A 15,685-nucleotide genomic window follows, 5' to 3' on the forward strand; every position below is an offset into this window, starting at 1 on the left:
GCTCAATATCAAATATGGAACAACAAATATTGAATGTGGAAGGCATCAGCCACAGGAACGACAGCCCGGCGAAAACCGTACACCGAAAACTTAATTATTCTTCAGAATATCCTGCCGGGACAAGCCTTCCGGTGGGGTGGCGTTGAGCTCCTGCCGGAAATCTTTTTTCTTTAAATCGCCGTTTTTAACCGACTTGATGAAACTCGCCCAGGCAAACGGATTCAGAAAAGGAATTGTGGTCATTTGTGAACGACCCGTTATCGATTCCCGGCCAAACCACTGCTGATTCAGGTAATACCGGTAATTTCCGGCGGCACTCATAGGCGTCAAAGCTGCCAATCGCTGCATGGATTCGGCGCTGAGGTTCCGGGCCATGTTTTCCCGTTCTTTTTCGTCCGGCAGTTTCAGGTTGACAAACGCCTGCTTGAAGAGTTCTTCCGTTGGATACGGATACACTTTTACTTCGGTCAGCATCTGCACATCTTCCTGCATCGCCACCACCGCCGAATAGGACTGTTCCGCCAGCCGACGCGGAATGATGTGGTACTGTTTCTTGAACCCGAGGTAACTGAACACAATGCTGTCGCCCGGCAAAACCGGAATGGCAAAGTACCCAATGCTGTTGGACAACACGCCCCGACCCGCGCGTGGAATGGAAATATAGGCTTCCGGCAATGGCTCAGACGTTTTTCCGGCCGTAATAATCCCCGTAAACATAATCAGTTTTTCCTGCCCCTGCGCCCGCGCGGTGTGGCTGGTAGTCAGCATTAATCCCGACGCAAGGGTCAGAATCGTAATAAGTTGTATGAAAGAAGTCTTCATGTCTTAATTGTAAAACGCCGGTCTCAGGGGCGTATTGTCCAGGTTTAGGGATCAATGTCCGCGGATTGGCCGTGCTGCCCCGCATCCATTTTCACGCAAACAGTTTCAAAAAAGTAATGATAAACGGTGCCGCCAGCAGCAAACCGTCGAACCGGTCTAAAAAACCGCCGTGGCCCGGAATCGTCGAACCGGAATCCTTGATGGCAATGCTGCGCTTGAACAGCGACTCGACCAGATCCCCGTAGGTTCCCGTAACCACGATGATGGCGCCGACACAGTACCACTCCCACGGCCGCAGATCATCGACAAAAATAGTCAGAAAAAAGGCGATAACCGCAGCCGCCAGGGCTCCGCCAACCGCTCCTTCCCACGATTTCTTGGGCGATACGCGTTCAAATAATTTCCGTCGACCGAATTTTGTCCCGGCAAAATACGCCCCGATGTCGCTCGCCCACAACAGCACCAGGCAGCCCAGCATCAAACCCGGATGATAGGTGCCACCCCGCAAGGCCAGCACATTCAGCAAGGCGAAAGGCACGGCGACGTAAATCAATCCCAGAAAGGTAAACCCAATGTTGGTAAACGGTTTTAGATCCCGCTTTTTATAGAGCTTAATCAAAAAAATCATGGATGCCGCCGGACAGATCAGGAAATAACTATCGTAATCAACGATCTGTTTTTCAATAAGATACGTCAATATACAAATCAAACACCCTACCGCCGTACCGTAATACGTCAGGGGCTGATTGCCATCCAGACCCAGTAATTTATAAAACTCCAGTTGCGTCAACGCACTAATGGCACAGAACAACAAGGCAAACGTCCAGTCACTATACCAAATGCCAAATAAGATGATGATGACGCCGACAGCCGCAGCAATAACGCGCTGTTGCAGATTCGTCATCCGATTTAAACGTTCTTTCATGTAGAAAGTTAACTACAAATCAGGGTGGTTTATCCGGCGAAAATAACAAAATACGAACACCTCGTTCCTACCCTGGTTTCTCTTTCCGTCTATTTTTAACTTTATTTACACTTCTCAATCATTAGAGTTGGATTTGCCAGCGTTCTACTCACCGATCCCTGCCCTGTATGCTCCTAGTCCTGCTAAGCCTGTTTTTTCAATTGACAGGAAATAACCCGCAACCCGAAAATGACCTTCGCTCCCTCCATTGGGGCATGAGCAGCAAAGAGGTTCAGGCCGTTGAACAGACGGCTCCTTTTCGGATTACGGATACCACCCTTCTGTATCGTCAGCGCTGGTTTTATAACTTTCCGGCTTCGGTGAAATTTGCCTTCGTCAACGATCAGCTCGCCGGTGCCCTCTACATATTCACCGACCGTCATGTCCGCGCCCAACAACATTGGGATGAGTATCAAACGCTGGTTAAAACCCTGTCGGATCGCTACGGCCCTCCTTCCGGCGACTACTGGTCGTGGAACTATCCTCTCTACAAAGACCGCCCCGAACGCTACGGGGATGCCGTTCTGCTGAGTCATCTGAGCCGATCGAGCATCTGGGAAACCGCCCGCACCGTGGTGACCCTTGAAATGTCCGGTAAACCCAAAGAGGGCATTTATACCGTGATTTCCTACGCGAAAAAAAATGATGACAAAAAATAAATGACCAATCACGAACAGGTTTGCCTCTGCGTTGATAATTGGTCATTCGCTTTTCAATATTCCAGATCCGCCGAAATCAGGTAAATTTTAGCGATGGCGGCATCCTCGGTCTGCACATACACTTCGCAGTTCCCCAGGAGGTAGTTACTATCTTTTTTATTGACAACAACGGCATTGATTTCGTGCTCGGCTAACAACACTTTTGCCAATTCGGCGCGGTAGATGGTAGGTGTCACCAGTACTTTCTCCCACTGATCAGACATAGGGTTGGGACGACGATTGATTCGTTTTTCGAAAAAAAGCTAAAAAACCTATGGTTAAAAGTAGTGAAATTAACGCGCCGGTCAAAGGAACCGAATTCGTATTTTCAATATCGACCGAAATCATCTGCCGGTGGTATAACCACACCATCAATACCGTAAACCCGTTGTTTACCGCATGTGCCAGGATAGGAACCCAGATGTTGCCCGACCAGACGTAGACATACCCGAACAGTGCACCCAGCAACATTCGCGGGACAAACCCGTAAAACTGGACGTGAATCGCACTGAAAATCAGGGCCGAGACCCAGATCGCAACGTGCACATTTCTCGTCCACTGAGCCAGTTTTCGCTGCAACATGCCCCGGAACAAAACCTCTTCACCAATACCGGGAATGATGGCAATCACCACCAATGCAATCACCAGATCGAGGGGAGAGCTAAAATTGGTCAGGAACGTCGTCAGGCCGGAAATCTGGTCTTCTTTCTGTTTCATCCACTGTTCCAGCCCGGCCAGACTGTCTGGAAAATCGATGTTTTGATTCCACTCGATGATCAGTCCGTTCAAGGGCATGAAAGTGACGGTCAGCAGGGCCACCAAACCCACCGACTGCACCGCCGTCAGAGGCCGGGAATTGAACTCCGACCACGATTTGCGTTCGATCCAGCGGAGGTACAACACGCAGGGAAGCAGAAACGAACACAGGTGGCTCACGGCCTGAATCAGCATCAGCAAATGCCAGCTCCCCGGATAATCGGCGGGATTCGTCAAAATACCGGTAATATCCGTCACGGAGGTGTTGCCGCTGGCCGATGCCCAGGCAGTCAGGAATACCCCGGCCAGTAAACCGCCCAGTGACATGCCCAGCAAAACAAACCCCAGCAGAACCAACAGGCTACGAAACGGATGCAGGGGGGGATTGGACGAAGGAGTCAGGCGGAAGTCTTCCATAATTGCTGTAAATTTACGCCCAAACTGGTCAGGAATTCAAAACCGCACCGGTTTTTTATAGAATCGGCTCACACCGGTCAGGTTTTGAAAACCTGACCGGTGCACGTCTGAAAACATGACCGGTTGGCGAACATCTTTTGAAAACGCATTGTTAGCGCTATATGGTTAAAATTGGCACAATCGAACTGGGAGACTTTCCCCTGCTGCTGGCTCCGATGGAGGATGTGAGCGATCCGCCGTTCCGTGCGGTGTGCAAGGCCAATGGGGCGGATTTGATGTATACGGAGTTCATTTCGTCGGAAGGACTCATTCGCGACGCAGCCAAAAGCGTCCGGAAACTGGACATTTTTGAATACGAACGCCCCATCGGGATTCAGTTGTTCGGGTCGGATATCGAAACGATGCGGGCCTGCGCCGAAATTGCAAGCCGCGCCAACCCGGATCTGATCGACATCAATTACGGCTGCCCGGTCAAAAACGTAGCGTGCCGGGGTGCGGGAGCGGCTTTGTTGCAGGATATTCCGAAGATGGTGAAAATGACCGAAGCCGTCGTGAAAGCCACGCATCTGCCCGTCACGGTGAAAACCCGCCTGGGCTGGGACGACAATACCCGGAACATCATGGAAGTGGCCGAACGGTTGCAGGATATTGGTATTCAGGCTCTTACGGTACACGGTCGGACCCGGGTGCAAATGTACAAGGGCGACGCCGACTGGACGCTCATTGGTCGGGTGAAAGAAAACCCCCGCATTACGATTCCGATTTTCGGCAACGGCGACATCGATAGCCCTGAAAAAGCGCTGGCATACAAAAATCAGTACGGCGTCGACGGGATTATGATTGGGCGGGCCAGCATTGGCTACCCCTGGATCTTTAATGAAATCAAGCATTTCCTCCGAACCGGCGAACACCTGGCAGCTCCAACCCTTGCCGACCGGGTGGCCATTTGCAAGCAACACCTTGACTTTTCGATTCGCTGGAAAGGGGAAAAAACCGGCATTTTCGAAATGCGCCGGCACTATACCAACTACTTCAAGGGGTTAGAGAATTTCAAACCGTTCCGGCTCCGGCTCGTGCAGGCGGATACCTACGGAGAAATTGCCGGTATTCTGGACGAAATCACGGAAATATATGAAGTCGAAACGGTTTAACGAGCGTTTCTATTTAGCGAAAACCGGGTGTCTGGTCGAAAGCCAAAACCGGTTTGGTTTTGGGCTTTTCGTCGGTATCGTGCAATTCCTGCAATTTTGAGTACTTGATTACCGGATAAACCGCCGATAACAACGCCCACACAAAACCCGGATAGCCATCGAGCATTCCGCCCTTGAAAAAATAGATTTTCAGAAATGTAAACAGGAATCGCACCCCCTGAAGCGGGATGTTGGCTTTTTTGTGCCGCAAGGCCATTTCTTCAGCACTCAGCGTGGTATAGTGGTTCATTTTCAGCACATAGTCGTGCAACGAGCCGTAGCTGTAGTGAATCAGAATCCCTGAAAGCTGACCAATGGGACCTTGCACCTGAACAGACTCATGAACGGGAACGGGTGTCATGCGACCAAAATGCCGGTTGAAAAGCCGCAACACCGGCTGGCGGTTTTGTCCGCTGTGCCGCAACACGCGCCCTAGAAAAATTAGATTACGGGGCAGTGTATATCCCGCATGAGCCGGTTCTCCGCTGACAAACAAGGCGGCCATTTCGCTGGCAAGCTGCTCCGTCACGATTTCATCGGCGTCGAGCACGAGCACCCAATCATTTTTGGCCTGATCGATCGCGTATTGCTTCTGCGGTCCAAAACCGCTGAACTTGCGGTAGGTGACCTGGCATTGGTACTGGCTGGCAATGGTTAGGGTGGCATCGGTGCTGCCCGAATCAACTACAATGATTTCATCGACCCACTCCACAACCGACTCCAGCGCCTGTTTTAATGTTCTTTCGGCGTTCAGAGTAATGATGACAACAGAAAGGGGGGCTTTGGCGGGCATTTTCATAGGGATAGCAGTGAAGGGGTGGGCTGATGATCTGTGGTTTGGCTGGCCATCACCGGAAATCCCTGGCGATACCGAAGGCTCTCGCGACCAGGGGCTCCCCGCAGAATGAACCAGGCCAGTTGGGCAAAATGCGTACTCCGAAAAGCCTTCCTGCCCACTTTCAGCGTATAGAAAAGTTGAAGCAGGAGTTGTTTGATCACATTCTCGTTTTTACGGAAATAATAGAAAAGAGAAATGTAGTATTCTTTTTCAATCAGCAGATTCCGCCGGGTACTTCCGCCCCCCAGGTGCCGAAACCGGACGTCCGGAATCAGCATTGCCTTCCACTCCCGCTGCCGCAACCGCCGACACAAATCTTCTTCTTCGCAATACAGAAAAAACGCCGGATCGAAGCCCCCCACCTGCCAGAATGCCGTAGCCCGCACAAAGAGCGCACTGCCTGTCACCACCGGAACGGGCACCGGTTCCCGGTATTTCTGCCGGCGAGGCAGGTAGTCCGCCGGAGTAAACCAGCGCATCAACCCATGGCCCAGCAAGTTTCCGCTCAACGAGGGATAATAATTGAACGACGGTTCAAGGTCATCGGTCCGGTTGACAGCCTGCCCCGTGCAAACCCCCACTGCTTTATTGTTTTCCATGAACGCATACAACCGGGTGCAGACATCGTCCAGCAGCAAACAGTCGTTGTTCAGAAAGAAATAGTAGGCCGATGACGGATCGGCCACCTGCAAACCCAGTTGAAGCCCCCCCGCAAAACCGAGATTGACCCGACTCCGAATCACTTTCAGAAACGGTTGACCGGTGAGGGAATACAGCCGATCGAAATCGACAGCCTGCGAACCATTATCAACAACAACAACCTCGTAGTCATTTAGTTGCGTTTGTCTTTGTATGGAATTGACACATTCCAGCGTGTGACAGCTGGAGTTGTAATTCAGAATTATAACCGACAGTTTCATACCCAATCCGAGCTAGAGAGGTTGGTAGCTTCATGTTACCGGTTTCACGATCTTTTTAGAGATGGGGCACTACAGATCAGGACAGGAATCAGTCAAGTAGCGTTGCATTCTACTACGCGAAATAGTTGAACAGCGTTGCGGCATACCGGCAGGCAGTATTTTTAAATAAACCAAATTAATCCATAATGGTTTCGTTTTCAATTATTTACCTGCGAAACTTTTTACCATTAAGCAGAACCAAATAGCCTTGACCGGTGGTTTTTAGAGTATGACGAAACCATTTACCGAGCGTTCCCCTTCTGCCAGTGCGTCCACTCCCACTACTCCCTCCAATCGCCGGCTTTTGGCCTGGCTGTTGCTCATTCTGGTGGCTCTGATCTGGGGGACTTCCTTCATTCTGATTAAACATAGTCTGGGCGTTTTCTCGCCAATGCAGGTCGGAACGGGGCGGATTTTTCTGGCTTTTCTCTTTTTTCTGCCCTATCTGATCATGTTGGGAAAAAAGTTTCCGCGTGATCGCTGGCTTCCGTTGCTGGGTTCGGGGATGCTCGGCTACCTGATCCCCGCCGTTCTGTTTGCCACCGCCGGGGCACACCTGAACAGTTCGCTGGCCGGGACGCTGAATGCCCTCAGTCCATTGTTTACGTTTTTGATCGGGGTCATTCTGTTTCGCGGACGGGCCAAACTCGTTCAGGTCGGCGGTATTCTGCTGGGATTTGCCGGATCGGTCTTTCTGGTTTTTTTCAGCGCCACGGGTTCCTTTTCCTTCAACGGCTATGCGTTTCTGATTGTCCTGGCCACGCTTTGTTACGGTTTCAACATCAACATTGTTTCCCGGTATCTGAGTGACTTGCCCGCCCTGCTCTCGACCGCATCGACCTTCGCGATGGTGGGTCCCATTGCCCTGCTCGGGCTGGCCACCACCGACTTCCCGACCCGGGTGGCCGCTCCGGGGTCAACGCCTGCTTTGTTGATGCTGCTTACGCTCGGTATGGTCGGTTCCGGCTTTGCCACCATTCTTTTTAATCGGATTATTCAACTCACTTCCGGCGTTTTTGCCTCCACCGTGACGTACCTCATTCCGGTAGTGGCCGTACTTTGGGGTCTTTTCGACGGCGAACCGCTTCACTGGCCGCAGGTAGCCGGTATGGGAATTTGCCTGTTGGGTGTATATTTGATCAATAAAAAGTAAGCGATACCCTACTTCTTAACCCTGCTACCCATGTTTCGTGCTTCCGTTAACGATCAGCCCTCGTTTGAAATTGATTTTTCCGGTGATCTTCCGGTTTTGAATGGTCAGCCCCTAACGTGGGATCTGGCCCGGCTGAACGACCGGATGTTCCACATCCTGTACCAGAATCGTTCGTATACGGCGGAACTACTCGATCTGAACCCGACAGAAAAAACTGCTACGATAAAAATCAACCAGTCGATTCACCAGATCGCCCTGAAAGACCGCTTCGACCTGCTCCTGGAACAAATGGGCATGAGCACGGCCAGCCTGACCAAAATCAACGACATCAAAGCCCCCATGCCCGGCTTGATTCTGAGCCTCAGCGTTCAACCCGGCGACACGGTCCGGAAAGGCGACACGATCCTGATTCTGGAAGCCATGAAAATGGAAAACGTCATCAAGTCCCCTGCCGATGGTACCATCAAAACCGTCCGGATCAGCCGGGGTCAAACCGTCGAGAAAAACCAGGTTCTAGTCGAATTCAGTTAAGAGTTAAGAGTGATGAGTTAAGAGTTATCCGATAAATGCGGCAGTCAACTCTTAACTCATCACTCTTAACTCTTAACTTTTGCTATATTTGTCGCCAAACTTTCCTTCATGACTCAACTAAAATATAAACGCATTCTGCTCAAGCTTAGTGGAGAAGCTTTAAGCGGAGAAAAAGGGTACGGCATCGATCCAACGGTTTTGGAAGCCTATAGTCTGGAAATCAAGCAAGTAGTTGAGATGGGCGTTCAGGTTGCCATCGTCATCGGCGGAGGCAACATTTTCCGGGGAATCCAGGGCGAACGCAGTGGAATGGACCGCGTTCAGGGCGACTACATGGGCATGCTGGCCACCGTCATTAACGCCATGGCCATCCAGAGTTCGCTCGAACAACACGGTTTGTATACGCGCGTGATGTCGGCTATCAAGATGGAACAGGTTTGCGAACCATATGTCCGTCGCCGGGCCGTCCGTCACCTCGAAAAAGGCCGCATCGTCATTTTTGGTGCCGGAACGGGCAATCCCTACTTCACCACCGACACCACCGCCAGCCTTCGGGCCATCGAAGTGGAAGCAGATGTGGTGCTGAAAGGAACCAAAGTGGATGGTGTCTACACCGCCGATCCGTTCAAGGACAAAACCGCCACCCGGTATACCACCATTTCGTTTCAGGACGTTTACGAAAAGAAACTGAACGTGATGGACCTGACGGCCTTTACGTTATGCAAAGAAAACAACCTCCCCATCATCGTTTTCGACATGAACGGAGCCGGCAACCTGATCCGGCTGGTCGAAGGAGATGACATCGGGACACTGATTACCGGATAGAATGATGAACGATGAATTATGAACGTTGAACAAGGAATGTACAAAACGATGCATTCATCACCGCGCGGGCGGCCCCTTCATCGTCCATAATTCATCATTTTTATAAAACAATGGAAGAGATTGAGCTATATCTCGAGGACGCCCGGGATACGATGGAAAAGGCGTTGAAACATTTGAATATCGAATTATCCAAAATTCGGGCGGGCAAAGCGTCGCCCTCGATGCTGGACGGCCTTCAGGTGGAGTATTACGGCATGAATTCTCCCATCCACAACGTCGCTTCCGTCACCACCCCCGACGCCCGAACCATCGCCATCAAGCCGTTTGAAAAAAAGATGATCGGCGAAATCGAGAAAGCCATCCGAAACAGTAACCTCGGCCTGTCACCGACCAACGACGGTGAAAACATCCGGCTGAACATTCCCGCCCTGACCGAAGAACGTCGCCGGGATCTGGTGAAGAAGGTTAAGGCCGAAATCGAGGTAGCCAAGGTCAACATCCGCAACATCCGGAAAGACACCAACGAAGGCATCCGCAAATTGACCAAGGAAGGCGTTTCGGAAGATGAGGTGAAGAAAGGTGAAGAAAAAGTTCAGAAACTCACCGACAGCCACATCGCCAAAATCGACGACATTTTTGCCGCCAAGGAAAAGGATATCATGGTGGTTTAGGTCCGCCGAGCGTGCGCTAACTCCAGCACGTCAACTGATTCATTCGTAACGCTAAAGGGGCCGTCGGCCCCTTTAGCGTTTTAAGGGGTAATGTCTTCACCTTGCGGTTTTTGTGCTTTAAACCAATTTTAATCCCCCGTTCTTCCCTCCACTTTCCGCCTAAACCAGTCGAAAATCTGCATTTATAATTTTTTCTCAAGGAGTTAAAGCCATAACTAATTCAAAATAGTTACATAAAAGTTACTGTTCATTCAAATCGGTACATGAATAAATGGTTATATTTTGAAAAATAAGCCTGACCCTGACAGCCGTTTTGCATTTCTTTAGATCGTTCCCTGTCCGACTTACCTTCTTTTGGCTCAGCCTGCTGCCGACATCCGGTTGGCTGTGGGCGCAGCCTTTTCGCCTTCCTCAACCCGGCCTCATTACGGACCGGCAGGGATTACCGCAGGCCTTTGTGCCATCGATTGTTCAGGATCGTCAGGGCTTTATCTGGGCCGCCACCCGCGATGGACTCTGCCGCTACGATGGCCAGCGATTCAAGGTCTTTCAACCCGACCCCGACGGGCGGCCCTCCCTTTCCTTTGTCGGGCTGGATCAAATCGAACTGGACCGGCACGGACGCATCTGGGTTGTTTCCGAGCGCAAGGATATCGATATCTTCGACCCACGCACCGAAACCTTTACCAATTTTTCAAGGCAACCCGCTTTTCGCCGATTGGTCAAACCCGGTATGGGATTTACGTTATTCATTGACCAAAAGGATCGACTCTGGCTAAGGAATGGGCAGGGCGTCATTTGCTGGGACGTTGCCAGGAAACAGGGCCACTGGTTTCGTCACCAGCCCCTGCAGGCCGCATCGATCAGCAGCGATGCCGTGTATGACGTGTCGGAAGGAGCGGATGGAACCATCTGGCTGGCTACAGCAAACGGTTTGGATCGCTTCGAGGAAGGCACGCTTGGTTTTACGCACCTGCGGCACCAGCCGGGTAATCCCCAGTCGATGCCTGAGAATGGGTATGCTGCCGTACGTTGCCGGCCAAAAACCGGAGAGCTTGTGCTCTTCTCCCAGCACTACCTTACCCTGCGACAACCCCGTACGGGCCAGATGCGTTCCTACCGGTTGCCGGTTCAGGGAACCGAGCTACATGTTGTGCACGTCGCCATCAACCAGGAAGGAACGGTTTATTTCCAACAGAATAACATTTTATTTCGGTTTACGGACCAGCAGGGCGTCCAGGTCATAACCCGCTGGGAACAGCCCAACGATGCGTGTCGCGCATTGATCATCGATCGAACCAATGTGTTATGGGTGGGCACCGTTGGCGCAGGTATCCGTACCTACGATCTACAGCCCAACCCCTTTCAGAAACGGCCCTACCGCCAGAGTTTTTATCAGGATCTGCTTACCAACGACTCACTGGGACTGCCCCCGGTTTCCCCAGCGGCTCTAGCCACCTTGAACGGTTTGAGCAGCTATAATTTTCGATCGACCTTCGATCGGTTGGGACGCTTCTGGTTTAATGTCGGTACTTCGGACCTCTACCGGCTGGATCGGAAAACAGGCCGGACGGAGCATTTTCCGCTGCCGATTTCCTTTCGCTGGGAAACACCGGTTTCTATTCCCTGTCCGATGACGACTGATTCACAGGGTCGCGTTTGGGCGATCAACGGCTCCTCCGCTTTCTGGTTTGATGAGAGCAGGGAGCAATGGACCCGGTTCCAATACCCGATCGCGGTTCAGCTTGACAACAGAATTACCGAAGTAGTGGCCGATGAGCAGGCCCTTTGGCTGGCCAGTCAGACCAATGGGTTATATCAGGTTGACCGCCGGACAGGTCAAATCCGGCAGTTTGTCAACCGCCCTGGCGATGCAAGCTCGTTAAGCAGCAATTCGCTCTACTGCCTGTCGTCCGATCCAGACGACCCCAATGTGTTGTGGCTGGGCACCTTTGGCAGTGGATTATGTTCATTTGATAAACGAACGGGGCTATTTCGCCGGTTTACCAAGTCCAACGGCCTGCCCAATAATGTGATTTACTCGGCAAAACCGGATCGGTACGGGTATTTATGGATGGGCACTAATAAAGGGCTTTGCCGGATGAATCGCCGGACGTTCACGACGCAAACCTTTACGCGGGATGACGGCATCATGGCCGACGAGTTTAACCGGTCGCATTATGTCCAGTTTCCGGACGGGAAAATCCTGATGGGCGGACTGGAAGGTTTCACCGGTTTTGATCCCCGGCAGATCGGCCAGGATGCCTTTGAACCTGTGGTTGAACTGACCGAACTGGAAGTCAACAACCAGGTCATCCAGCCGGATAGTCCGGGAGCCTTCGGATCGGCTACCACTTCTTCCAATGATCGATCCATTCTGGGTACGTTGCCCATTCAGGCCACGAATCAACTTACCCTGGATTATAACCAGAACTACCTGACGGTTCAGTTTGCGGCCCTGCAATTCAATCAGCCGAACAAAAACCGGTATCGGTACCGGTTGAAAGGGCTGGAACCCAACTGGAAGTTAACAGACCGGCCCGAAGCCATCTATACCAATCTGCCATCGGGTGATTACGTATTGATGATTAATGCATCGAACACATCCGGTAGGTGGAGCCATCATGTTCGTGTTCTGGCGATTCGGATCGAACCACCCTTTTGGGCCACCTGGTGGGCTTTTGGTCTGTATTTTCTGATCGGTTTGGGCGTAGCCTGGGGCTTGCTGCAACTCTACCTGAATCGGCTGCGATTAAATCAGACAATCGAACTCAGGCAGAAAGAAGCCGACCAGCTTCGGGCGGTGAATGCGATCAAAACCAATTTCTTTACCAACATCACCCACGAGTTTCGGACACCGTTGACACTGATCCTGGGGCCGACCGAACAGATGGTGAGTGAGAATCCGGAACCTAAAAACCGCCAACGACTACAAACCATCGGGCAGAATGCCCATCAACTCCTGAGGCTGATCAATCAACTGCTGGATTTATCGAAGCTGGAAGCCAGCGTTATGCCCGTCCACGAATCCAGGGGAAATCTTACCGAATTCATCCGGCAGTGGTTGCCCCCCTTTAGCGACCAGGCAGCGGGCCTGGGCCTGAACCTGACGTTTCGTTCGGAGGTCGAGGGCGATTACTGGTTCGATGCCGAAAAACTGGAACGGATCGTCAATAACCTGACGGCCAATGCGCTGAAATTCACCAAAACCGGTTCGATTAGCGTTTTGTTGGAAACCGCATCCGGTCAGATCAGGCTCACGGTGGCCGACACCGGCATTGGCATTCCGGCCGAACATCTCCCTCACATTTTTGACCGCTTCTACCAGATCAATGATTCGGCGGCAACGCCCGGTACAGGGATCGGCCTGGCCCTGGTTCAGGAATTGGTTCAGTTGCAGGGTGGTCAGATTTCCGTCGAAAGCCAGCCCAATCAGGGCACTACGTTTACGGTGCTGTTGCCGTATCGACCGGCAGAACCGCCAACCGCATCACCGGACAGCACCCTGCCGGAGTCCATCGGGGCCGATGACGGGCGTGCCGACGACACATCCGTCGAACCGCGTGTGTTGATCGTGGAAGACAATGAGGAGTTAGCCCGGTTTATTGCCGACAGTTTGCCGGAACACTACCGCATCCGGCGAGCCGTCAACGGCCATGATGGCCTGGAACAGGCACTGGAACACATGCCTGACCTCCTTATTTCGGATGTGATGATGCCTGGCATGGACGGTTTTGCCCTGTGTGGTCAGTTGAAGTCTGACCTGCGGACCAGTCACATTCCGGTCATTCTGCTGACGGCCAAAGCCTCCGTTGAAAACCGGCTGGCTGGTCTGGCGCTGGGAGCCGATGATTACCTGACCAAGCCCTTTCAGGTGTCCGAACTTCAACTCCGGGTTCGCAACCAACTGGCCAGCAAACAGCGGCAGCGCGAGTGGATACGGAAAAGTTTGAGTGATCCGAACCCGCCCCCCTCCCAACCCGCCGTCGAATCCGACGATCCTTTTCTGACGCAACTGTATTCCCTTTTGGACGCGAACCTGAGCGATTCCGGTTTTGGCAGTGAGCAGATGATGATGGAACTGGGCATGAGCCGAACCACCTTGTTTCGGAAAGTCAAAGCCCTGACCGATCTGTCGGCGAATGATCTGCTGCGCAATTACCGGCTCAAACGGGCCGCCGAATTGTTGCGGTCGGGCCAGAGTGTCAATCAAACGGCCTATCAGGTGGGTTTCGAGAGTCCGGCCTATTTCAGCAAATGCTTCCGGGAGCTTTACCGGGTCACACCCCGCGCGTTTGCCGCCCAGTCCTGAGCGAATCATCCTTCCCATCCGGTTTTAGCGGTTTTTAGCCCCTTTTACGGCTTTATCGGCGCATTTGGAACAGGCGTTATGGTATTTGGAACAGGCGTTATCGCCCGTTTCTGGTTCATCCTGTAGGTTTGTAACCGACCGTTTACCCTGACCCTCTCCTGCCATGACCCTTTATTTTTCCCTTGCGGATTCCGACACGCCCTGTGTTTGCAGTGCAGAATTTGAACCACTTCTGGAACTATTGAATGGCTTTGTCGCCATCGGCAACCAGCTCTTATCCGCTTACCTGGTGGATGATGATGGCATTCGCATTGACTTACCTCCCGAAGCGTTTGACGGTTTACCCATAACCGGTTGTCTGCAAAATTTATCAAAGCAGTATCACGACCTGCTCGGTATGAAAAACAGAGCCTGAGCATCCTGTTTACCTCCACTCTCTCGTCTGACTAAATATCAACCCCTATGGTAGTATCAACAGAAACAACCCTGACACCCGCTGTTGAGGAAAAATTTGAACAGCTCTGGAATCTGGTCGGCAACACGCCCATGCTGGAGTTATTCTATACGGATCACGGAAAGCCCCGTTCGCTCTATGTCAAATGTGAGCATTACAACCTGACCGGCAGCATGAAAGACCGCATGGCGCTTCACATCCTGCACGAGGCCTATCGGGAAGGAACAATTCGACCGGGCGACCGGATTGTGGAAGCCACCAGTGGCTGCACGGGCATAGCCTTTTCGGCCATAGGCCGGGCACTGGGTCACCCCGTTACCATCATCATGCCGGCCGGGGTTAGCCAGGAACGCATCGAGATCATTCGGAGTCTAGGGGCCGACGTCGTGTTGGTTACCAAAGAAGAAGGTGGTTTCATGGGCGCTCTGCAACGCGGGGAAGAAATGGCCGCCAGCGACCCGCACGTTTTTTTGCCCCACCAGTTCGCCAATCAGTACAACGCCGATGCCCACCGCCTGACCACAGGCCGGGAAATCTGGTTGCAGCTGCAAAATGTGGACGTTACCCCCGATGCCTTTGTGGCTGGCGTCGGGACGGGGGGTACGGTTATGGGGGTTGGAGGTTTTCTTAAATCCCGCAAACCCGGGATTCGTATCCATCCGCTCGAAGCCGCCGAATCACCAACCCTGTCGAGGGGGTATAAAACGGGATCGCACCGGATTCAGGGCTTTTTCGATGAGTTCATTCCCGAAATTCTGAAACTGAACGAACTGGATCATGTCGTACAGGCCAGCGATGGCGATTCGATCCTTTTAGCCCAGAAACTGGCCTTGCAACTGGGGCTGGCAGTGGGTATTTCGTCGGGAGCCAACGTGATCGGTGCCATCGCCTTGCAACGGGAAATGGGTCCCGAAGCCCGCGTGGTGACGATTCTGTGTGACAGCAATAAAAAATACCTCAGCACGGATCTGGTCCGGCTGGAACCTGTTAAACCGGGCTATGTCGCCCCCGGTATCGAATTCACAAATTACCGGTCCATCAGCCGCTTATCGGTCAGCCTGTCCAATGTGCTGTAACGGCACGCATTCTATTCTA

At 52.2% G+C, this 15,685-nt stretch carries 15 protein-coding genes; 9 read left to right on the top strand and 6 right to left on the bottom strand.

The features are described from left to right. Nucleotides 1–90: 90 nt before the first annotated feature. Both F0P93_RS07715 and F0P93_RS07720 read right to left on the bottom strand, forming a co-directional pair. Complete coding sequence (locus tag F0P93_RS07715) at nt 91–822, bottom strand: carboxypeptidase-like regulatory domain-containing protein (protein WP_150875740.1); 732 nt, start codon at nt 820–822, stop codon at nt 91–93. Between the two features lie 91 nt (nt 823–913). Continuing rightward, nucleotides 914–1,747, bottom strand: a complete 834-nt coding sequence (locus tag F0P93_RS07720; protein WP_114405962.1) for a phosphatidate cytidylyltransferase — start codon at nt 1,745–1,747, stop codon at nt 914–916. A gap of 167 nt (nt 1,748–1,914) precedes the next feature. On the opposite strand from F0P93_RS07720, the gene F0P93_RS07725 reads away from it, so the two are divergent. Beyond that, the gene (locus F0P93_RS07725) at nt 1,915–2,445 is read left to right on the top strand and encodes a hypothetical protein (RefSeq protein ID WP_150875741.1); all 531 of its coding nucleotides are present in this window, start codon (nt 1,915–1,917) and stop codon (nt 2,443–2,445) included. 53 nt (nt 2,446–2,498) lie between these two features. Here F0P93_RS07725 and F0P93_RS07730 read toward each other — a convergent pair whose 3' ends face one another. Together F0P93_RS07730 and F0P93_RS07735 are read right to left on the bottom strand one after the other, a co-directional pair. Next, nucleotides 2,499–2,708 carry a DUF2007 domain-containing protein gene (locus F0P93_RS07730; RefSeq protein WP_150875742.1) on the bottom strand — a complete coding sequence of 70 codons (210 nt, stop codon included), beginning with the start codon at nt 2,706–2,708 and terminating at the stop codon, nt 2,499–2,501. Continuing rightward, a complete protein-coding gene (locus tag F0P93_RS07735; RefSeq protein WP_150875743.1) occupies nt 2,701–3,657 on the bottom strand; it encodes a CPBP family intramembrane glutamic endopeptidase in 957 nt (318 codons plus the stop codon). The genes F0P93_RS07730 and F0P93_RS07735 overlap by 8 nt, the downstream gene beginning before the upstream one ends. A gap of 161 nt (nt 3,658–3,818) precedes the next feature. Between F0P93_RS07735 and dusB the strand changes: the two genes are divergently transcribed. Then, nucleotides 3,819–4,808, top strand: a complete 990-nt coding sequence (gene dusB, locus F0P93_RS07740) for a tRNA dihydrouridine synthase DusB (RefSeq protein WP_150875744.1) — start codon at nt 3,819–3,821, stop codon at nt 4,806–4,808. Nucleotides 4,809–4,821: 13 nt separating this feature from the next. Here the strand turns inward: dusB and F0P93_RS07745 are convergent, their stop codons facing one another. Both F0P93_RS07745 and F0P93_RS07750 read right to left on the bottom strand, forming a co-directional pair. Next, nucleotides 4,822–5,646, bottom strand: coding sequence for a glycosyltransferase family 2 protein (locus F0P93_RS07745; RefSeq protein ID WP_150875745.1), 825 nt, complete (start codon nt 5,644–5,646; stop codon nt 4,822–4,824). After that, nucleotides 5,643–6,605 (bottom strand): glycosyltransferase family 2 protein, encoded by a 963-nt coding sequence (locus F0P93_RS07750; RefSeq protein WP_150875746.1) that lies wholly within the window; start codon nt 6,603–6,605, stop codon nt 5,643–5,645. Before F0P93_RS07750 ends, F0P93_RS07745 begins: the two co-directional genes overlap by 4 nt. Nucleotides 6,606–6,873: 268 nt before the next feature. Between F0P93_RS07750 and F0P93_RS07755 the strand changes: the two genes are divergently transcribed. The 7 genes from F0P93_RS07755 to F0P93_RS07785 all read left to right on the top strand — a co-directional run bounded on the left by F0P93_RS07755 (nt 6,874) and on the right by F0P93_RS07785 (nt 15,666). Then, a complete protein-coding gene (locus F0P93_RS07755; RefSeq protein ID WP_150875747.1) occupies nt 6,874–7,797 on the top strand; it encodes a DMT family transporter in 924 nt (307 codons plus the stop codon). 30 nt (nt 7,798–7,827) lie between these two features. After that, on the top strand, nt 7,828–8,328 hold the full coding sequence (locus F0P93_RS07760; RefSeq protein ID WP_150875748.1) for an acyl-CoA carboxylase biotin carboxyl carrier protein subunit: 501 nt from the start codon (nt 7,828–7,830) through the stop codon (nt 8,326–8,328). Nucleotides 8,329–8,436: 108 nt separating this feature from the next. Then, nucleotides 8,437–9,153 carry a UMP kinase gene (gene pyrH / locus F0P93_RS07765; protein ID WP_150875749.1) on the top strand — a complete coding sequence of 239 codons (717 nt, stop codon included), beginning with the start codon at nt 8,437–8,439 and terminating at the stop codon, nt 9,151–9,153. 110 nt (nt 9,154–9,263) lie between these two features. After that, nucleotides 9,264–9,824, top strand: a complete 561-nt coding sequence (gene frr / locus F0P93_RS07770) for a ribosome recycling factor (RefSeq protein ID WP_114405972.1) — start codon at nt 9,264–9,266, stop codon at nt 9,822–9,824. Nucleotides 9,825–10,137: 313 nt separating this feature from the next. Beyond that, nucleotides 10,138–14,136 carry a hybrid sensor histidine kinase/response regulator transcription factor gene (locus F0P93_RS07775; protein WP_150875750.1) on the top strand — a complete coding sequence of 1,333 codons (3,999 nt, stop codon included), beginning with the start codon at nt 10,138–10,140 and terminating at the stop codon, nt 14,134–14,136. A gap of 163 nt (nt 14,137–14,299) precedes the next feature. Beyond that, a complete protein-coding gene (locus tag F0P93_RS07780; RefSeq protein ID WP_138993858.1) occupies nt 14,300–14,551 on the top strand; it encodes a hypothetical protein in 252 nt (83 codons plus the stop codon). Between the two features lie 47 nt (nt 14,552–14,598). Beyond that, the gene (locus F0P93_RS07785) at nt 14,599–15,666 is read left to right on the top strand and encodes a PLP-dependent cysteine synthase family protein (protein WP_150875751.1); all 1,068 of its coding nucleotides are present in this window, start codon (nt 14,599–14,601) and stop codon (nt 15,664–15,666) included. Nucleotides 15,667–15,685 lie beyond the last annotated feature (19 nt).

Origin of the sequence: Larkinella humicola, from assembly GCF_008727875.1 — a bacterium.
Taxonomy (GTDB): domain Bacteria; phylum Bacteroidota; class Bacteroidia; order Cytophagales; family Spirosomataceae; genus Larkinella; species Larkinella humicola.